14 protein-coding genes are annotated in these 19,064 nt (G+C 68.6%); 7 read left to right on the forward strand and 7 right to left on the reverse strand.

Annotated elements, in window-relative coordinates; translation table 11 throughout:
* Positions 1-8 precede the first annotated feature (8 nt).
* From IU448_RS18425 to IU448_RS18435, 3 genes are read left to right on the forward strand one after another with little or no spacing between them, the layout of a single operon-like run.
* The gene (locus tag IU448_RS18425) at positions 9-1,124 is read left to right on the forward strand and encodes an ATP-binding protein (protein ID WP_195056830.1); all 1,116 of its coding nucleotides are present in this window, start codon (positions 9-11) and stop codon (positions 1,122-1,124) included.
* A complete protein-coding gene (locus IU448_RS18430) occupies positions 1,121-3,979 on the forward strand; it encodes a DUF5682 family protein (protein WP_195056831.1) in 2,859 nt (952 codons plus the stop codon). Before IU448_RS18425 ends, IU448_RS18430 begins: the two co-directional genes overlap by 4 nt.
* A 49-nt stretch (positions 3,980-4,028) precedes the next feature.
* A complete protein-coding gene (locus IU448_RS18435) occupies positions 4,029-5,003 on the forward strand; it encodes a DUF2804 domain-containing protein (protein ID WP_195056832.1) in 975 nt (324 codons plus the stop codon).
* Positions 5,004-5,015: 12 nt separating this feature from the next.
* Here the strand turns inward: IU448_RS18435 and IU448_RS18440 are convergent, their stop codons facing one another.
* The 4 genes from IU448_RS18440 to IU448_RS18455 all read right to left on the reverse strand — a co-directional run bounded on the left by IU448_RS18440 (position 5,016) and on the right by IU448_RS18455 (position 9,151).
* Positions 5,016-6,380 carry an MFS transporter gene (locus IU448_RS18440; protein ID WP_228813336.1) on the reverse strand — a complete coding sequence of 455 codons (1,365 nt, stop codon included), beginning with the start codon at positions 6,378-6,380 and terminating at the stop codon, positions 5,016-5,018.
* Positions 6,381-6,493: 113 nt separating this feature from the next.
* Entirely contained in the window at positions 6,494-6,700 is a 207-nt protein-coding gene (locus IU448_RS18445; protein ID WP_195056833.1) for a heavy-metal-associated domain-containing protein, read from the reverse strand.
* Between the two features lie 42 nt (positions 6,701-6,742).
* On the reverse strand, positions 6,743-8,152 hold the full coding sequence (locus IU448_RS18450; RefSeq protein ID WP_195056834.1) for an MFS transporter: 1,410 nt from the start codon (positions 8,150-8,152) through the stop codon (positions 6,743-6,745).
* Between the two features lie 84 nt (positions 8,153-8,236).
* Positions 8,237-9,151 (reverse strand): hypothetical protein, encoded by a 915-nt coding sequence (locus IU448_RS18455; RefSeq protein WP_195056835.1) that lies wholly within the window; start codon positions 9,149-9,151, stop codon positions 8,237-8,239.
* A gap of 287 nt (positions 9,152-9,438) precedes the next feature.
* Here IU448_RS18455 and IU448_RS18460 point away from each other — a divergent pair, with 287 nt between their 5' ends.
* The 4 genes from IU448_RS18460 to IU448_RS18475 all read left to right on the forward strand — a co-directional run bounded on the left by IU448_RS18460 (position 9,439) and on the right by IU448_RS18475 (position 14,799).
* The gene (locus tag IU448_RS18460) at positions 9,439-10,827 is read left to right on the forward strand and encodes a hypothetical protein (protein WP_195056836.1); all 1,389 of its coding nucleotides are present in this window, start codon (positions 9,439-9,441) and stop codon (positions 10,825-10,827) included.
* 188 nt (positions 10,828-11,015) lie between these two features.
* Positions 11,016-12,260, forward strand: a complete 1,245-nt coding sequence (locus tag IU448_RS18465) for an AAA family ATPase (protein ID WP_195056837.1) — start codon at positions 11,016-11,018, stop codon at positions 12,258-12,260.
* The gene (locus IU448_RS18470; protein WP_195056838.1) at positions 12,257-13,489 is read left to right on the forward strand and encodes a DUF2201 family putative metallopeptidase; all 1,233 of its coding nucleotides are present in this window, start codon (positions 12,257-12,259) and stop codon (positions 13,487-13,489) included. The genes IU448_RS18465 and IU448_RS18470 overlap by 4 nt, the downstream gene beginning before the upstream one ends.
* A 236-nt stretch (positions 13,490-13,725) precedes the next feature.
* Entirely contained in the window at positions 13,726-14,799 is a 1,074-nt protein-coding gene (locus IU448_RS18475; RefSeq protein WP_195056839.1) for a fatty acid desaturase family protein, read from the forward strand.
* Positions 14,800-15,055: 256 nt separating this feature from the next.
* Here the strand turns inward: IU448_RS18475 and IU448_RS18480 are convergent, their stop codons facing one another.
* The 3 genes from IU448_RS18480 to IU448_RS18490 form a co-directional block, all read right to left on the reverse strand.
* A complete protein-coding gene (locus IU448_RS18480) occupies positions 15,056-16,600 on the reverse strand; it encodes an acyl-CoA carboxylase subunit beta (RefSeq protein WP_195056840.1) in 1,545 nt (514 codons plus the stop codon).
* A 255-nt stretch (positions 16,601-16,855) separates the two neighbouring features.
* A complete protein-coding gene (locus tag IU448_RS18485) occupies positions 16,856-17,320 on the reverse strand; it encodes a RidA family protein (RefSeq protein WP_195056841.1) in 465 nt (154 codons plus the stop codon).
* 91 nt (positions 17,321-17,411) lie between these two features.
* The gene (locus IU448_RS18490) at positions 17,412-19,061 is read right to left on the reverse strand and encodes a M24 family metallopeptidase (RefSeq protein ID WP_195056842.1); all 1,650 of its coding nucleotides are present in this window, start codon (positions 19,059-19,061) and stop codon (positions 17,412-17,414) included.
* Positions 19,062-19,064 lie beyond the last annotated feature (3 nt).

A 19,064-nucleotide genomic window follows, 5' to 3' on the forward strand; every position in this document is an offset into this window, starting at 1 on the left:
TCCGCACCATGACAGACACCACCCTGCGCGCTCCCGCCGAAATCAAATACGCCGAGGAGCTGGACTGGCTGGAATCCATCGATACCGGGCCCAAACCGTTCGCGTGGCGGCTGAGCCCGAAGATGGTCCGGCTGTTCATTCTCGGTTCCGAACGCGCCGACGGCCTCGACCGCACGATCGACCAGAAATGGTTCGGGGACCGCAGTTTCGTCGAACGCAGTATCGTCACCCTGGCCTCCGACCGCGGACTGCTGCTGATCGGCGATCCGGGTACCGGGAAGAGCTGGCTGGCCGAACTGCTCTCGGCGGCCATCAGCCGCAACTCCACCCTGGTCGTACAGGGCACCGCGGGCACCACCGAGGACCACATCAAGTACTCGTGGAACATCTCGATGGTGATCGCCAAGGGCCAGTCGCGCGAATCGATGATCCCCTCGCCCATCATGACCGCGATGGAGCAGGGCGTGATCGGGCGTTTCGAGGAGCTCACCCGCTCCACCAGCGATGTGCAGGATGCACTGATCTCGATCCTGTCCGAGAAGTACGTGTCCATCCCCGAACTCGATTCCGACAATATCGTCTTCGCCAAACCGGGCTTCTCCATCATCGCCACCGCCAACAGCCGCGACCGCGGCGTGAACGATCTGTCCTCGGCGTTGAAGCGGCGCTTCAACTTCGTGCGGATACCGGTGGTCACGAGCAAACGCAGCGAAGCGGAGATCGTGCGCTTCCGTACGGCGGAACTGTTGCGCCGTCATCGGATCGAGCTGGAATTGCCGCCCACCCTGCTCGATATCCTGCTCGACAGTTTCGCCGATCTGCGTGCCGCGGCCGCCGCGGCCGGTAGCGACGACGAGAAGCTGGAATCGGCGCTGTCGACCGCCGAGCAGATCGGCGTACTCGAGGACGCCATCCTGCACAGCCAGTTCTTCGGCGACGCCGCGCTGCGGCCGGAGATCCTGGCCGGGTCGCTGGTGGGTTCGCTGGTCCGCCGTGCGCCGGAGGATCTGGCCATCCTCAACAAGTTCTGGCACGGCGTGGTCGAGCCGCGCAGTAAGGACCTCGGCGGCGATTGGCAACCCTTCCTGGAGGGCGGCCGCGAAGCCATCGCGAGGCTTTCGTGACTCCGTTCGCGCCGCTGCGGGAGCAGCTGAGAACCGCGGCGGAAGAGTTCGCCGGTGGGCCGGCAGCGATCGCGGAGATCCTCACCGGCATGGTCGACGATGTCGACCGGGCCTTGCGGGAGAAGCTGGAGATCTTTCCGGTCTGCCACCATTCGCCCGCCTCCGGACTGGCGATGGTGCGCCGCCTGCGGGAGAAGCAGCCGAAGGTGATCTACCTCGAACTCTGCGAGGATATGCGCCCGATGCTCGACGAGCTGCGTAACTGCACCCTCCCCGTGGCGGTGCAGGCGTGGGCCGGCGAGCTCGACGGTTTTCCGGTCACCTGGGCACCGCTGTCGGTGGTCGCGCCGATCACCGAGGCTTCGGCCGAGTACCAGGCCATCTCGTATGCGCTGACCACACCGGGGGTGGAGCTGGTCTGCGTGGACCGCTCCACCGATCACGTCTTTCAATGGTCGCCCCGAGACGATGAGCCGGTAGCGGCCGAGCCGGAATCGCCGGCTGCCGGTCGGGAAGCCGCCGAGCCCGCGGCCACGGCCGCGGAAACGAAGCTGCACGGTGAGGCCGTGGGTATCGAGATCGGCGATCTCCGACCGCAGTTCGCCGATCTCGAGGCGCATCTGCTGCATCACGGGAAGGTGCGGCACTGGTCGGAGTGGTGGGACCAGTACGTGGAGCAGCCGCTGTCGACCGCCGACTACGACACCTACCGGCAGGTCATGGTGCTCATCGGCAGCCTGTTCCGGCGGTTGCGGACCAGCGGAACCGACCGCGACGAGGACCGCGAACGCTATATGTGGACGCGGATGCGTGAACACCTGAGCGAGACCGGTGCGGACCCGGGCACCTGCCTGTATGTGTGCGGGGCATTCCACGCCGCGAGCCGGGTCGAGCAGTTCGGCCTGGAGTCCCGGGCCCCATTCGAGATCGAGCCCCGGACCGGGACCACGTGGCAGTACGGCCTGATCCCGTCGAGTCATTCGGCCATCGAGGCACAGTTCGGGCTGGCCGCAGGTTCGGTCTCGATCGCGGCCGCGACCTGGTCGAAGGGAGTGAAACGCGGGCGTCTTCGCCCGTTCGCCCTCGCTACCGGCCCGGGCGCGGCGAAGAAGGGGGCTGCGAAGAAGGGGGCTGCGAACAAGAGTGTTGCGAAGCTCGCGTCGCCCCCGCCGGGTGGTGAATCGGCCGCTGTCGTGGATCAGTTGTCCGGTTTCCTGTCCACCCCGCCACGTCTGGATACGGTCGACGAGGCGGAACTGCTGGAGTGGTCGGTCGATATCGTGCGTTCGGCCCGCCGTAACGGCTATCTCGCCAGCACCGCCGACGCCATCGCGATCTACGAGACCGCAATCCTGCTGGCGGGTATGCGCGGCCGGGCCCGGCCCACGCCGTACGACTTCCAGGACGCGGCCATCACCTGTATCGAGAAGGACCGGGTGCCGGGCCGCCGCGACGTGCGCCGGCTGTGCGAGATCCTGCTCGGCGGTGACCGGATCGGCCGGGTCGGCTACGACGCCCTGCCGCCGCTCGCCCGGAATGTCTACGACCGGCTGACCGCACTCGGTATCGACCCGACCGATACCCGGGTCCAGCGCACCCTGCTCGATCTGGACGCCGACCCGCAGTTACGCCCGGGTTCGGACCTGCTGTGGATGCTGCGCACACTGTTGCCCGGCGGGGCGGTGCGCCCGATCATGGGCTCGCGCGGGCTCGGTGAGCGGTCCATCCAGGAAAGCTGGGACGTCGCGATCGGTAAATACCAACGCGACCTGGTGGAGCTGGGCTACGAGGGCGTCACTCTCGAGCAGGTGCTCGAGCAGCGCCTGCGAACGGTGGTCAACGGCCCGCAAGCCTCGGCGGCAGGTGCGCTGGCCGCGGTCGAGGACGCGCTGGTGTACCTGAAATCGGTACGCCTGGCCGACGAGCTCGGCGGCCGCGCGGTGGAGTTGCTCACCGCCGAACGGACCGTCGACGGCGCGCCGGAGGTGCTGCGCCGGATCAGGGCGCTGATCGACTACTACCGCGCGACCGAAAGCGGTCTGCCTGCCTGGTGCGGTCGTTTCGTCACCGCCGGTTACGCCCATTACTGCACCCTGCTGCCCACCGCGTTCACCGACGACGGCACCGGTGTCCGGCCCGTCGCGGCCATGCTGGGTTTCCTGTTCGGCATGGAGAATCTGGCGTTGTCGCTGGGCTGTGATCACAGTCAGCTCGAGCTGGCCGTGCAGCAGTCGCATCCGCAGGCCCCGGCCAAGGTCGCGCTGCTCTGGGCCACCCGGCTGCAGCTCGGCATGCTGACCCTGCCCGAGCTGCGGCAACGTTGTGACGAGATGCTCGCGAACCCGCTGGTGGTCCCGGCGTTCCCGCAGTACCTGTCGGGGTTCATCCAGGCGATGGACCCGGTTCCGTCGATCAAATCGTTCGTGGTCGAGCTGTTGTCCAAGGCCTTCGGCCGGCTGCCCGACGCGATCCTGTTGCCTTGGCTGCCGAGCCTGATCACCACCCTGCGCGGCCAGGCGGGCGAGCTGATTCCGGCCTTGACCAGGGAGGCCGGCCGGACCTTCCCCGGCGACGGGGCAGGTATCGAATCCTTCGTCCCGCCGTGGGCCCGGCCACCGCGCCGGTCCGCCGGTACCGCACCGGCCGCGGCGGCGGGTGGCCCGGCGGCCGGCCTGTTGCGCGCGCATCCCGCGGCCTGCGACGCCTACGCCGCGCTGCTGGGCCACGACGGCGAATGGCAAGAGCTCGGGGACGCACCGTATCCGGCAGCGAGCGCGTTGCTCGCGGACCATCCGGACACGGCGTCGGCCCTGGCGGAGTTGCTGTCCGCGGGTTCGGCGCACCCGGCCGAGTAGTGTCCTCTGCTGCGATGTGATGCCGAGTGACGAGGAGCTGCGGACGGGTATGGCAACGGAACGCGAGATCACCGAACCCGTAGACCTGTGCCGCCCGGACGGCCGGCTGGACCCCGCCGCCGTCGGGTGGACGCGCCGGCCCCTGCACCGGGCGAACCTGCGCGGGTGGGGCCGCCGGAAACGCTGGGAGTACTGGGGCGTCGTCACCCCGGAACATATCGTGGGGATCGTCGCGTCCACGCTCGATTACGCCGGGGTGCACGGGATCTACGTGCTGGACCGGGAGACAGGGCAGGAGACCGTGCGGGACGCGATGGTGCCGTTCGGGCGGGGAGCGGTGCTGGGGGAGCGCAGTGGGGAGGGGGTGAATTCGGTACGCGGTGGCGGTGTCGATATCGAGTTGTCGAACGACGCGACCGCAACCGTGATCGAAGCCCGTGCGGCAGATGTGCGGTTATCGGTCCGGGCGGAGCTGCCGCCCGGCCACGAGTCGCTGGGGGTGGTTGTGCCGTGGAGTGCGCGGCGTTTCCAGTACACGGTCAAGGATGTGGGCCGGCCGGCCTCCGGGACGCTGATGCTGGGCTCACGGGAGTACGTATTCGACCACGCCTTCGCGGTGCTGGATCACGGTCGCGGGAAATGGCCGTACGCCATCAGCTGGAACTGGGCCGCCGGTTACCGGCCCGGGCTCGGGGTCCAGTTCGGTGGTAAATGGACCGAGGGCACCGGCAGCACCGAGAACGCCCTCGTCGTGGACGGCCGGGTGCACAAGATCAGCGACGAATTGCGGTGGGACTACGACCGCGAGAACTGGCTGCGGCCCTGGCATATCACCGGTGAGCGGGTCGAAGCCGAATTCCGGCCGTTCCATACGCGCACGGCCAAAACCGATCTGCTGGTATTGGCCAACGATGTTCACCAGTGTTTCGGGAATTTCCACGGCCGCGCCCGCACCGACGACGGTCGCTGGCTGGACCTCGACGGTGCGGTCGGCTGGGCGGAGGAGACGCGGAACCGCTGGTGAAGGCCGGCGGCATCATGCGGCCGGGAGATGGCTCCGGGCCGGCCAGCGGGGGTGTTCGGCGTCGATGACGTACACGTGGGTGTGCTGGTAGAGGCCATCGTTCAGGCGGACGGCGTCGGTGAGGCGGGCGGGGTCGACGGTGCCGATTTCGTGGAGATGGGTCAGTTCGGCGGGATCGTGGCGGGGCCACAGGCGAATTGCGCCGGCGGCCGCGCCGGTGGCGAGGACGGCGAGGGTGGCCCAGGTCGCGGTGAGCCCCGCGCTGGTGGTGAGCCAACCGGTGAGCGGGTAGGTGACCAGCCAGGCGAGATGGGACAGCGAGAACTGAGCGGCGAAGAGGGCCGGACGGTCCGCCGGATGTGATGAGCGGCGCAGAACCTGGCCGGTCGGGGTCAGTACGGCCGCGGTGCCCGCACCGATGATCGCCCAGACGGCAGTCGCGGCGATCCGGTGCCAGTCCCCGGCGTCGGTCATGGATAGGGCGACGGCGGCCGCCAGGCCCGTGAGCAGGGTGGTCGCGCCGGTGAGCATGACCGGACGGGCATCGATTCGGTCGAGGATGCGGGGTAGGACCAGGGCAACCACCATGGTCCCGAAACCGTTGGCCGCCAGCAGTTTCGCCACATCGGCCTGATCGCCCCCCAGGGTGTCGCGGGCGAAGTTCACGGTATTGACCATGACGATCGACCCCGCAGCCGCGATGACGAGGTTGAGGGCGAGCAATCCGCGCAGCCGGGGCGTGGCCAGGAAGATCCGCAGTCCTACCGCGATGCGTTCACCGAGGGATCCATCCGCCGCGGCGCCGGCATTCGGGATGCGGGTACTCATCACGAGAGCGGCCGATACGACGAAACCGATCGCGGTGCCCACGAACAACCAGTGGAAACTGATGAGGGCCAGCGCGGCCGCGGCCAGCATCGGACTGAGCAGGGTCTCCATGGTCGCGGCCAGTTGCGCGGCCGACAGCGCGCGCGTGTAGTCGCGTTCGTCGGGAAGGATATCGGGGATGACGGCCTGATAGGTGGGTGTGAAGGCGGCCGAGGCGGTTTGCAGTACCGCGATCAATACGTAGATATGCCAGATCTGGTCGACGAACGGCAGCGCCGAAACCACGCCCGCCCGGATCACGTTGAGGCTCACCAGGAAGATCCGGCGCGGAACGCGATCCGCGTAGGCGCCCACGACGGGTGCCACCGTGACGTAGACGACCATCTTGACGGTGAGCGCGATCCCCAGTATGGCCGCCGCATCGGCGCCGGCGAGCTCGTAGGCGAGCAGTCCCAGTGCCACAGTGGTCAGTCCGGTGCCGAACAGCGCCGAACTCTGAGCGATGAAGAGTCGTAGGTAGTCACGGTGAGCGAACAGTGAGGTGATCATCGGGTCCTCCGGGGGCCTCGTGCCGCTCACCACGGGGCCTCGGTGTGTGAGACCGGCGGTGCGGGCGGGCCCTCCGTGGAGGGTCCGCCCGCGTGGTGCTGTCGCGGCGGGTGTTATTCGGTGACGGTGTATCCGGCCCGGCCGATCGCTGCGGCGATCAGATCGGGGCGGATAGCGGTGGTGCTGTCGATGCTGACTGCTCCGGTGCCGAGGTCGACGGCGACGGTGGTGACACCGGGGATTCGCTCGACCTCTGTGCGCACCGAGGTGACGCAGCATCCGCAGGTCATTCCGGAAGCGGTGACGACGGTGGTGGTCATGATCTCTCCTACTCCAGTGATTCTTCGGTGGTGCCGGCGCCGTCAGCGGGCGGCGGTGGCCTTCGGTGACGACATGGTGACGGCGGTGAGCCCGGCGCCCAGGAGGGCGATGGCGCCGGCTCCGAGGAACGCGGCCGAGTAGCCGTCGGTGAGTTGCGGTAGATCGGTGAGCCGGTCGGCGCCGAATGCGGTGGCCAGGGCGGTCATCGCGGCCAGGCCGATCGCCGACCCGATCTGGTAACTGACATTGACGATGCCGGAGGCGAGTCCGCCCTCTTCCGGCCGCGCCGCGCCGATGGCGGTTCCCAGTGAGGGGATGAAGGCCAGCGACATCCCGCCGGCGGCGACCAGTGAGGCGGGCAGGACGTCGATCCAGAAGCTGCCGGTCGGCCGGACCAGCGACATCAGGCCCAAGCCGAGCCCGAGGACGGCCAGACCGGTCACGATCATCGGTTTGGCGCCGAACCGTTGCATTGCCCGGGGTGCGAACACGATCATGCCGAGCATGATCAGGGTGGTCATCGGAATCAGTGCCGCGCCGGACGGGAAGGCGCTGTAACCGAGAACCTGCTGCAGGTACAGGTTCAGGAAGAACCACATGGGCACCCAGGCCGCGCCCAGCAGCAGCTGTGCGAGGTTGGCCGCGGCCAGATCGGGGGCGCGGAAGATACCCAGGGGCATCAGCGGTTCGCGGCGGCGCGCCTGCAACAGTACGAACCCGGCGAGCAGCGCGGCGGCGGCGCCGAGCACGGCCCAGGTCTGTGCCGAGGCCCAGCCGGCCTCGGGCGCCCGGACGATGCCGTACACGGCGGTGGCGAGACCTGCGGTGGCGGTGGCCGCCCCGAGCAGGTCCACCGATCCCGCCCGGGCGGGTGCGATGGGCATCAGAGCCGGAACTGCGATCAAGGCCAGGATTGCGATCGGGACATTGATGTAGAAGACCCACGGCCAGCTGAGGTACTCGGTGAGCACACCGCCGAGGAACACCCCGGCGGTACCCCCGGCGGGTGCCGCGGCACCGTACACGGCCAGCGCTTTCGTCAACTCCTGTGGGGAGGAGCCGAACAGCGTCATCAGCAGGGTGAGTGCCGCCGGTGCGATCAGTGCCGCACCGGCGCCTTGAACCGCGCGGCCCGCCAACTCGACGCCTACGGTGCCGGCCGCGCCGGCGACGATCGATCCGGCGAGCAGGACCACCCAGCCGGCGGCGAATATCCGGCGGGCGCCCAGGAGGTCGGAGAGCCGCCCGCCGAGCAGTAGCAGCCCGCCGAAGGCGATGACGTAGGCGTTGAACACCCAGGTCAGGTTTTCCGGAGAGAATCCGAGGTCGGCTTGCATCCGCGGGAGCGCGATGCCGATGATCGAGGTGTCCATGATGACCATGAACTGGGCGGCGGCGATCACCGCCAGCGCCCACCACTTCCGTGTCGTGGGCCGCGTCTGCGTTGTCATTGTCAGTTCCTAATTACTCTACCCCAGTAGGGTATTGAGAGAGAGCGGTCGGCCGATTTCCTCGGGCGATCAGCGGAGGGTCGGTCAGGCGGCGGCTGGCGCGTTCAGGGTGAACGCCGCGGTCCGCACGGTCCCGCGGTGGCGGAAATCGAGAAACAGCCGGTACGTGCCCGGTCCGGGCGCCACGGTGTGGAACTCGATTCCCGGGCCGGCCGGGGTGATTCCGTCTCCTGGTTCGCCGCTGGGGTGGACATGGATGTAGGCGAGATCGCCGGCTCGCAGCACGACGAGGTGCCCGTATGCGCCGAGATAAGGGTCGAGGTCGGTGACGGGTGCACCGTCCTTGTGGAGGGTGAAGGTCAGGGTGCGGCCTGCGCCGGGAACCAGGTCGCCCTCGACGGTGACGTGGTAGTCGTCGACCGTGATCGTGCGCTCCGTGACGGGGGCGGGGCGGGGGGCGTAATTCCCTGCTACGGCGAGGTCGGCGCCGAGGGTGAGCGTATGCCCGAGGGCGCTGGGTGCGATATCGGTGAATACGCGGTAGGCGCCCGGTTCGGCGAGGTCGAGGCGAATCGACCAGATGCCGTGCTCGTCGCGTACCGGGTGTACGTGCTGGAAGCCGGTCAGTTCGCGGCGCGCCACGATCAGGTGCAGTTCGCGCTCGTGGATGGGGGCGAAATCGGTGACGACCGCGCCGTCCGGGCCGAGAATCCGGAAGCGGAATTCGACCACGCCGGCCGCGACGATCGGGGTCTCGAGCGCGAGGGTGTAGCCCGCTTCGGTGATCTGCAAACCGCCCGGCGTCGTGCCGGTGTGCGCGGCGTGGGCGTCCGGGGTGTGGTGCGCGTGGGCGTCCGGGGTGTGGCCGTGTGCACCGTGGGCGCCGGCGGTGTGGTGTGTGTGGCCGGTGTGGTGTGCGTGGGCCGCCGGGGCGTGGTGATCCGGGGCGTGGTGGACGTGTTCGCCGTGGGTGTGGTGTTCGCGGGCGGTGGCGTTCATGGTGGGCCTCCTGGGGTGCTCTCGTATCGACGTCGAGAACGATAATACCCCGGGGGGGTATACGCAAGTGTTGGTTCGGGTGGCTGTGCGCGGGTCGGTGGAGTTTCCTGACCAGTCGGCGGCAACACCGGCGCGCGAACTCACGCGTTCGGGCGCCCCGCGTCCACATACGTCACCGATCGCGCAGCGTACGGCTGGCCGGGCAGTCCTTGTGACGTTATGATCGGGATCGTGATGACTCGTTCCGAGCAAAGATTGGGGGTCCCTTTCGTGCCAGGTGAGTGCTGATGCGCACTCCGGACACGATCGGGAACGATTCCCGCCTTTCCTTCTGGTTGCGCGTGCGTGAGTACGCCGTGCCGCCCACCATGATCGAGACCGCGACTGCCCGCCGAAGCGTCGGCGACTGGGCGGGGGCATGTGCCGCAGCGGGTTTCGATGTCGATATCGATTTGCGAGCGCTGGCCCGCAGGCACGGCCGTGCGGTCTCCGAGCGTATCCGTGCGGATCTGCGCCATCTGGCTCCCGATCTGTTGCGCTGGCATCTGCCCAGGGTCGCGCCGGATGGTTTGCTGCGGCCCGGCACAACCGTCGCGCTGGCCCGATACGATCCGCCGGATCCTCGAAGTGCCTGTGCCGGAAGCAGTTCGGTGTACCTCGTGGCCAGAACCGCCCCGGCGTGGGCGGATGCCGGTCAGCGGGTCGGTCTCGGGCTGTGGGACGGGGCCCGTGCCGGACCGCAGCCGTATCCCCGGCCCGACCGGCGTTTCCGGCTCGACCTCCACCGTCACCTGTGGGATGCCCGCAGCTCCGGAGAACTCCGAACCCGTTCCGGTGCAGCGATTCCGGAAGTAACGGGTCGCGTCGACCCCGGACTGGCGGGAGCCGCGCCCGAAGGTTGCGCCGTGGACACGTGGGCAGCCGAGGCGGCGATCCTGTTGCAGGCCGAGGGCCTGTCGAACGGGCCACTGCGGGTACGGGCCGGGGCGCGGTACCGGTGGGTCGTCGAGCTGTCAGGAAACGATTCCGGCCCGCCCACTTTGCAATTGTCCGAGTCCTACCCGCGCGGCGCGGTCTCCGGACTGCCGGTGCTGCCCGATGCGGCCACGTGGACGCTGCCCGATCTGGAACTGATCCGGGCCGGCGCGATAACGGCGGACAGATTACATCCGCTGGTTGCCGCCGCGCTGGTGCCGGAGTGGACTCCGCCCGGAGCATCCCGGCCCGGAGGCCCGGCCGACCGGCCGTTCCTGGTGGAGTGCCGGGGCGAGCAGCACCGGATCGGGTTGGCCGACGGTGTGCTGGTCGCGCTCGATCACGATCCGGCGGAGATCCGGCGGGAGGAACTGCTGGTCGCCCTGACCGGCACCCCGCTGCCGTGCCTGCGGGTCATCGACCGAGCCCATCGCGATCCGGACTGTCTCACCGGTGTCCGCGAGCGCCTCGATCACGGCGACATCACCGGCGCGCTGGCCGTGGTCGAGGGCCTGCTGGGCCCCGGCGCCGTATTGCGTGACGGGCCGTTACGCGATGCGTTGGCGGCGTCCGCGCAACGGCGGATCACATACGGAATGTTCCGTGCCGGCTTGACCGGATACGGGCCCGCGCGAAACGGTCCCGGCCGTCGTCGCCGTGGACGCCGGCACGTGGAGCCGCGTATCACCGCACCGCGGTGAACCGGCACGTAACCACTCGGCACAACCTCGTTTCGGCCCTTGCATCCGGCCCGCAGGCGTCGAGGCCGTCGCGCCACCGGGGCCGCGACTTCCGTTCCTCACCCGACCCCTGATGCGCCGACCCGGCACATCCACTCCGACACACTCCCGGACCCCCGGGACCGAACAGACCACAAGGTGATTACCAGATGACTGCATTTCTGCGCGCGCCGATCACGGACCGCGCCCGCTCCACCGAACTCGCTGTCGCCGATGAACTGCTGGCCATGCTCGGCGATGTCACGACCGAACCGCGCCCCGACAACCAGCTGGAAGCCCTGACCCTGGCCGTGGCCGCCGACCTGCCGGTACTGCTGTGGGGTGAGCCGGGAATCGGCAAAACCGCGGCGCTCACCCAGCTCGCCGAATCGCTGGATCTGCCGCTCACCACGGTGATCGCCAGTGTGCACGAACCCTCGGATTTCTCGGGCCTGCCGATCATCGGCGACGACCCGGCCGAACACGGTGTGCCGATGGCCCCGCCCGACTGGGCGGTCCGGCTCGTGCGATCCGGTCGCGGACTGCTGTTCCTGGACGAACTGTCGACGGCGCCACCGGCCGTGCAGGCCGCCTTGCTGCGCCTGGTCCTGGAACGCCGGATCGGTGCGCTGCAACTGCCGCCCGGTGTCCGTATCGTGGCCGCTGCCAATCCGCGTTCCTCGGCGGCCGACGGCTGGGAGTTGAGTCCACCGCTGGCCAACCGTTTCGTGCACCTGCAGTGGACGCACGACCACGATGTGGTGGTGCGCGGCCTCGGCGGCACCTGGCCGCGTGCGACACTGCCCCGGCTGGACCCGGAGAAGTTCGGCGACGCAGTAACTTTCGCGCGCCGCGCGGTATGCGGGCTGCTCGCGGCCCGGCCGGCTCTCGTCCATCAGCTGCCGGGCAGCGAAACCCGCCGTGGCGGCGCCTGGCCCTCACCGCGCAGCTGGGATATGACACTGCGCCTGATCGCCTTCGCCACCGCGTCCGGGTCGTCGAAAGACGTTCTGTCGCAATTGGTCCGGGGGACCGTGGGGGACGGCCCCGGTTTCGAACTGCTGGCGAGTATGGACCGGATGGATCTTCCGGATCCCGAAAAGTTGCTCGCCGATCCGGCCGCCGCCGAGCTACCCGAGCGCGGCGATCTGCGTCAGGCCGTGCTCGATGCGGTGGTGGCGGCGGTCCGCCGGTTGCCGTCGGAGGCCCGCTGGGATGCGGCCTGGACACTGCTGGTGCGGGCGGTGCAAACGGGTGCGCCGGACCTGGTGGTCGTTCCCGCGACCACCTTGGCCACATTGCGCCGGAACGACTGGGTCGTACCGGCGGCGATCGAAGAACTGGCCGCAATGGTGTCGGTGGCTCAGGGCGCCGAGCGCGCGGCGGACCGGGTCGGCACGAAGGCGGGCCGATGACCGGCTTCTCGGCCCTCGATTCCGGCAAGCTCTTCACCGCCCGCCTGCAGGCCGCGCGGGCGCGGCCCTATCTGGCGACCGCCCTATATGCGCTGCATATCGTGGAGTCGCGCAAAGCCCCGACGATGGGGGTGGACCGGTACTGGCGGTGCTACGTTTCGCCCGCTTTCGTGGACTGCACGCCCGTGGAGGAGTTGGCTTCGGTACTGGTGCACGAGGTCTCGCATCTGCTGCGCGACCACCACCGTCGCAGCGACCGGTTCGCCCGGGAGCACGAACTCACCGGGCCGGCGGAGCGTCTGCGGATGAATATCGCCGCCGATGCCGAGATCAACGATGATGCGTTCGGTACCGGGCTGATTCAGCCCGAGGGCGTGGTCCTGCCGGAGACGCTGGGGCTGCCACGCGGCGAACTCATGGAGGACTATCTGCGCCGATTCCGTCTCGGGCCGCTCACCCAGGAGTGGGCCTGGCTCGACTGCGGCAGCGGCGCCGACGGATCGGACCGCGAATGGGAGCTGGGCCCCGACGGCGCCGACGGTCTCAGCGAACAGGAACGCGAAGCGGTCCGGTTCCGGGTGGCGCAGGGCATCGTCGGCCGGCCGGGCAATGCTTCCCAGGGCTGGCGCCGCTGGGCGGACGAGGCGCTGCATCCGCCGCAACCGTGGCGGGATCTGCTGGGAGCGGCCATCCGTTCGGCGGCTTCGGCCGCCGGTACCGGCGAGGACTACACCTACGGCAGACCCGCCCGGCGCTCGGCCGGTGTGCCCGGAGTGGTGCTGCCGAGTCTGCGGCGCACACCGCCGCGGGTGAGCGTGATCATCGATACGTCGGGGTCGGTCAGCGACGCCGAACTGGGTAGCGCGCTGCTCGAGGTGGCCGCCATCGCCCGCGCGGTGGGCGGGCGGCGTGATCTGGTCACCGTGCTGTCCTGCGATGCGGCGGCACGGGTGGCGCATCCGCTGTGCCGCGCGGAGGGAATACCGCTGGTGGGCGGTGGCGGTACGGATCTGCGCGCAGGCTTCGCCAGGGCGCTGCGGGCCCGGCCGCGCCCCGATGTGCTGGTGGTGCTGACCGACGGCCAGACTCCTTGGCCGAGCAGCCGACCGGCGTGCCGGACCGTGGTCGGGCTGTTCCGCCGGGAACGAAGAGTGCGGGAACACGACCCGGACTATGTCCCGGACCGGCCGCCGGCCTGGGCGCGGGTGGTGGAGATCGGGGCGGCCTGACCCGGCGGCCGTTCGGGACCCGCGGCGGGCAGGCATCTCACACCGCAGTGCTACCCCAGTGCGATACCGCAGGACTACCCGCGACGAGAAGCCTGCCGATAGGTTCGGGGTATCGAATTCGTCACCCGCCCCGACACAACGAGCAGTACCACTGGATCCGAACTCCGATCGCCGGCGGCCGCTCGTCACAGCGAACGGGCGGAGGTGGGTTCCCGTCCCGACTCTCAGGAAGACCTATGACGACACCTGCCTTGGTTCACGAGCCGTCTCCACGAGCCGCGCGGCGCGGCGCCGACGGTGACTACGCCCGATTGCTGCGCCGCATCTCCGCAGCCGGATTGATGGACCGGCGTCCCCGCTACTATGCCGTCCGGCTCACCCTGGTCGCGCTCGCGTTCGCGGCCGGCTGGGCGGCCTTCGTCCTCGTCGGCGATTCGTGGTGGACACTGCTGGTCGCGGCCTCGATGGCCGTGACCTTCGCCCAGGTCGCGCTGGTCATGCACGATGTCGCGCACCGCCAGGTCTTCCGGTTGCGGCGGCCGGCGGAGATTGTGGGCCGCGTCGTCGGCAATGCCGGTATCGGCCTGGGCTACGGCTGGTGGCAGGACAAGCACACCCGGCATCACGCGAATCCGAATCACGAGGAACTCGATCCCGATGTCGCGCCGGATATTCTCGTGTGGTCGCAGCAGCAGGCCCGCAACAGCCGCGGGCCGGCCCGGCTCATCGGGCGGGCGCAGGCATACCTGTTCTTTCCGCTGCTTCTGCTGGAGGGCCTGAACCTGCATGTGGCGGGCGTGCGGGCGCTGCGGAATCGGTCGATCAAGAACCGGGTGCTCGAGGGCACGCTGCTGTTCGCCCATTTCGCGGTCTATCTGGGTGCGCTGTTCGCCGTGCTGCCCGCCGACAAAGCCTTCGCGTTCTTCGTTGTCCACCAGGCGCTGTTCGGGGTGTACATGGGTTGTATATTCGCGCCGAACCACAAAGGGATGCCGACCCTGACCGGCGACGACCGCCCGGATTACCTGCGCCGCCAGGTGCTGACCTCCCGCAATGTCCGGGGTGGAGCGCTGACCGATATCGCCTTGGGCGGGCTCAACTATCAGATCGAACACCACCTGTTCCCGAGCATGCCGACGCCGAATCTGCGGCACGCACAGGTGATCGTCCGCGATTATTGCGCCGAAATCGGTGTGCCGTACCACGAGACCGGACTGATCTCCTCGTACCGCGAGGCACTCGGGCATTTGCACCAGGTCGGCGCGCCGCTGCGCGCCGCCGATCGTTCGGCACCGGCCGAGCAGCAGTAGAACGCACTCGACGGCCCGGAGCCGGAGTTGCGGCACCGAATAGTCGGCGCCGCAGGCAAAGCCGCACGCACCGGCACCGGGCCGCGGGCTGACAATGCTCCGAGCGAGTGCCGGGCCGGGCCGGGGCGTACCACGACGGTACCGCCGAGGCGGCCGGTGCTGTCGAGCGCGGCCGCCGCAAGCCGGGCGCGAGGATCACCCGACCGCCGGGGGGCGAAGAGGCCGTCGTACTCCGGCGACCAGCGCGGAAGCCGGCTCACAAAGGCAGCAGATGGTGCTTACGCGGATAGCGGATGACCTTCTTGTCGCGGAGCAGATGCAGCGCCCGCCGGAGCTCCAGCCGGGTGGCCGACGGCTCGATCACGGCATCGATATAGCCGCGTTCGGCCGCGATCCACGGAGTCGCGACGGTGGCGTTGTAGAAGTCGATCATCTGCTGCCGGAGCGCGGCACGCTGATCCTCCGGGGTGGCGTCGAGAACCTTGCGCTGGGTCAGGCCCACGGCGCTTTCCGCGCCCATGACGGCGATCCTTGCGGTAGGCCACGCCAGGTACACATCGCAGCCGAGCGCCTTGGCCCCCATCACGGCCCATCCGCCGCCGTAGGCCTTCCGTACCACCACGGTCACCTTGGGCACCGTCGCCTCCACGTAGGCGAACAGGAATCGCCCGCCGCGTTTGATGACGCCCTGTTTCTCCTGTTCCACCCCGGGCAGGAACCCCGGAGTGTCGACCACCAGCACCAGCGGGATCTCGAAGGCGTTGCAGATGTGGATGAAATGCGCGGCCTTGTCGCCGGCCTTGGCATCGAGCGCGCCGGCCAGCACGGTCGGCTGATTGGCGACCACGCCCACCGGCCGGCCGTCGACGCGGGCGAACCCGGTGATCAGATTCGTGGTGGCGGCCGCGCCGATCTCGTGGAATTCGCCGTCGTCGAAGATGCGCAACAGCACGTCGTGCATATCGTAGACAGCGTTGTCCGAGTCGGGGACCAGCGTGTTCAGCGTCAGGTCCGATTCGGTGACCGTCGGCTCCAGGCCGGGGTTCACGACCGGCGGGAGCTCGGAGAAACTCGACGGCAGATAGCTCAGATAGTTGCGGACCCAGGCGAACGCCGACGCCTCGTCCTCGGCGATATGGTGGATATTGCCGTAGGCGGCCTGATTGTAGGCGCCGCCCAGTTCTTCCATATCCACCTTTTCCCCGATGGCGTCCTCGAGGATCTTGGGGCCGGTGACGAACATATGCGCGCTCTTCGTGGCGACCACGACATCGGTACAGATCGGCTGGTACACCGCGCCGGCCGCGCAGTTGCCCAGGATGAGCGACACCATCGGCACCGCGCCCGACAGCGGTTCCATCATGGTTGCCAATTCGCCGTACCAGCGCAGCGAGGTCACGGCCTCCTGTACGCGCGCGCCACCGGAATCGTTGATACCGATCAGCGGGCAGCCCATCTTCCCCGCCAGGTCCATGATCGCGGCGACCTTACGGCCGAACATCTCACCGATGGTGCCGCCGTACACGGTCTGATCATGGGAGAACACGGCGACCGGCCGTCCGTCCACCAGGCCACGCCCGGTGACCACACCGTCTCCGTAGAGAGCGTCGGGATCGGTGGGATTGCGTACCAGGGCACCGATTTCGACGAAGGTACCCGGGTCCAGCAGCATCTCTATGCGGTCGCGGGCGGACGGTATGCCCTTACGCGCGCGTTTGGCGGCCCCCGCCTCGCCGGCCGGCTCCTGCGCGATCTCCAGCTTCTTACGCAGGTCGGCAAGTTTTTCGGCGGTTGAACTCATCGATGACATCCAGATTTTTTTCCGCAGGAACACCACACCGTGATCGGGGGCGGTAATCACCGTACCCGGACCCGCGGTCATCCGGGGTTGTGAGCCTTCACCGACGGTGGGACGCGGTCGTGGTCTCGCGCGCACGGTCGCCGGTCGCCGCGCCGCACGGCGACAGCGGACGGCCCCGGCCTCCCTCATCCGGGCCGGGGCCGTCCAGGAACCACTACAGTCCGCGACGTCGCGACGATCGCGCCGGTGCTGCCGTCAGCCCGCCCGGACGGCCACTGTCGCGTCGAGTTCGACGAGGGCGCCCTGGGGTAGGACGTGGGCCGGTAACGCGGTACGCGCGTGCCGGCCGGCGTCGCCCAGAACCTGGCGCAGGAGGCGCGATGCCCCGTCGGCCACCGTCGGCTGGTCCACGAACTCCCGCGTGGAGGCGATATGGATATCGAGTTTCAGGATCTGCTGAATGTTCGCGAGCCCCACGGCGTCGTTCATCCGGGCCAGCAGGTTGAGGGCAGCGGTTTCGGCGGCAGCGATACCCTCCTCGAGGGTGGCGGTGTCGCCGAGGTGGCCGCGCAGGATATCCCCGGCCGCGGTGCGGGAGATCTGTCCGGATATCCAGAGGATATCGCCCCAGCGTGTGGTCGCCTCGTACGCGTAACGGGGCGCACCGAGTACCGGCAATTCGAGGGAAAGCTCCGCGAGTCGTTCTTTCACATCAGTCATGGCATTTCCGATTCGACGGGTGGGCGCGTTTCGTGGCGCGCCATCGTGGTGGTATAGAACCTGTTGCGTGGTCGGTGTTCCCGCGCGGTCGTCATCGTTTGCTCACGATGTAGGTGCGGTCGCGCCCGATGTACCACAGATCCTCGGTGCCGATGGCCGCGTTGTCGTAGCGCCAGGGGATCTCGGCGGCGCCGTACGAGCCGATGTCCAGGACGTGTTTGTAGCCGGGCCGCAGTTCGTTCGCGAACGACTCCTGCTTGCCCATGAGGTGCCCGACGTTGCGTTTGCGGTATTCGGTATCGAAGTCGATATCCGTTCCCAGCATGCCGATCTCGACCATGCGGTCCAGATGCGGAGCCAGGTAACGCAGCGTCCCCTCGTGGACGTCCTCGCAGATCACGCCCGGAGCGAGTTGCCCGATGATGCCTTCCCGGACCACATCGAAGAAGAAGGCATAGGCCTCCTTTGCTGCCGGAGTGCGCGGTAGCGAACGGGCCATATCGGAAGTGGCCACCGTGACTCCGTCACAGACGATACGCACCCCGGCATCGAGCTGGATACAGGTCGTTTCCGCATTGATCGGGTAGTCGACGGGCGGCCCGGGGAAGAGCATCCGGTTCGACGAGTGCAAATTGGTGAAATACGGTTCCACACCGACCGGGATCTCGTTCGCCGTGCGGAATTCGGCGATCTTGTCCAGATACACGGCATAGATATCGAGTTCGGAGAACGAACGCCCGGCATCCAGTCCCGATTCCGCCCAGGCCAGTGCCTCCTCGATCGCGAAGACGCTCGCCCGCGCGGCGATCACCTGGAACGCGAGATCTTCGTGATCGCGGATATCGCGCCAATGCCCCAGGTCACGCGAGACCGGTACCAGCTGCGCACCCGCACGCTCCAGTTCGCGGGCCAGGCCGATACCGATCCACTCGTCTTCCACACCGGTGCGCGGGCCGCGAGCGAGTTCCCGCACCGCCGCACCGACGGAAGGGAATCGCCCGATCGGTGCACCGGGCCCGGCGGTACCCCCTTCGGGGACCAGCACGAGGAGTTTCTCGGAGCCGGCCAGCCATACGGCGACCGCGCCGTCGGATTGGGCGAAACCGGTCGCTTCGGTGAAATTCGGGGGCGCGGCGAGCAGGAGCGCGTCCAGCGATCGGTCGTCGGCCAGGGCGCGCAGCGCCGTGTACCTGCTGTCCTCGGTGGTGGTGAACTCTTTTTCCAGGCCCGCGAGATGCTCGACACCGTCGATGAGCCGCCGTGCTGTCTCGATTCCGGTCGCGCGCCATGCCGCGAACCTGCCGAGTACTTCGCCGGTGTCGATTTCGTAGGCGGTGACCGGTGTGGCGTCCTGGTCGGCGACGGAGAGCTCCACCGACCCCGTCAGCGCGAGGTAATGGCTGTAGACGACATCCGCGGCGAGGTGCACGCCCGCGCCGCCGGCAAGTTCCCGGACCAGTTCGGTGAGCGAGGTGGCGGCGGGGGAGTCGGCGACGACCCGGGGGTCGATGGTCACCCAGGGGGCGTAGAACTTGATCCGGTCCTTCGGCACCCCGGCCGACAGCGCGTTGCCCTGTTCCTGCTGGCGCACGAGCAGGAACTCCTCGGTATCCGTGCGCGCGATCAGCGGGGCCACGAGTGGATAGGAGTCGAGGCGGATGGCGGAGAAGAGCAGGCTCTTACGCGCATCGAGCCCGTAGGTTTGCGCGACCTGTCCGGCGTCCGCGGTGATACTCAGCATTTC

Source organism: Nocardia flavorosea (assembly GCF_015477805.1).
GTDB classification, from domain to species: Bacteria; Actinomycetota; Actinomycetes; order Mycobacteriales; family Mycobacteriaceae; genus Nocardia; species Nocardia flavorosea_A.

Bases quoted from the DNA above. Each gene is read 5' to 3' on its own strand.
- IU448_RS18425 (WP_195056830.1), top strand. From the start codon at position 9: ATGACAGACACCACCCTGCGCGCTCCCGCCGAAATCAAATACGCCGAG.
- IU448_RS18435 (WP_195056832.1), top strand. From the start codon at position 4,029: ATGGCAACGGAACGCGAGATCACCGAACCCGTAGACCTGTGCCGCCCG.
- IU448_RS18440 (WP_228813336.1), bottom strand. From the start codon at position 6,380: ATGATCACCTCACTGTTCGCTCACCGTGACTACCTACGACTCTTCATC.
- IU448_RS18445 (WP_195056833.1), bottom strand. From the start codon at position 6,700: ATGACCACCACCGTCGTCACCGCTTCCGGAATGACCTGCGGATGCTGC.
- IU448_RS18450 (WP_195056834.1), bottom strand. From the start codon at position 8,152: ATGACAACGCAGACGCGGCCCACGACACGGAAGTGGTGGGCGCTGGCG.
- IU448_RS18455 (WP_195056835.1), bottom strand. From the start codon at position 9,151: ATGAACGCCACCGCCCGCGAACACCACACCCACGGCGAACACGTCCAC.
- IU448_RS18460 (WP_195056836.1), top strand. From the start codon at position 9,439: ATGCGCACTCCGGACACGATCGGGAACGATTCCCGCCTTTCCTTCTGG.
- IU448_RS18465 (WP_195056837.1), top strand. From the start codon at position 11,016: ATGACTGCATTTCTGCGCGCGCCGATCACGGACCGCGCCCGCTCCACC.
- IU448_RS18470 (WP_195056838.1), top strand. From the start codon at position 12,257: ATGACCGGCTTCTCGGCCCTCGATTCCGGCAAGCTCTTCACCGCCCGC.
- IU448_RS18475 (WP_195056839.1), top strand. From the start codon at position 13,726: ATGACGACACCTGCCTTGGTTCACGAGCCGTCTCCACGAGCCGCGCGG.
- IU448_RS18480 (WP_195056840.1), bottom strand. From the start codon at position 16,600: ATGAGTTCAACCGCCGAAAAACTTGCCGACCTGCGTAAGAAGCTGGAG.
- IU448_RS18485 (WP_195056841.1), bottom strand. From the start codon at position 17,320: ATGACTGATGTGAAAGAACGACTCGCGGAGCTTTCCCTCGAATTGCCG.
- IU448_RS18490 (WP_195056842.1), bottom strand. From the start codon at position 19,061: ATGCTGAGTATCACCGCGGACGCCGGACAGGTCGCGCAAACCTACGGG.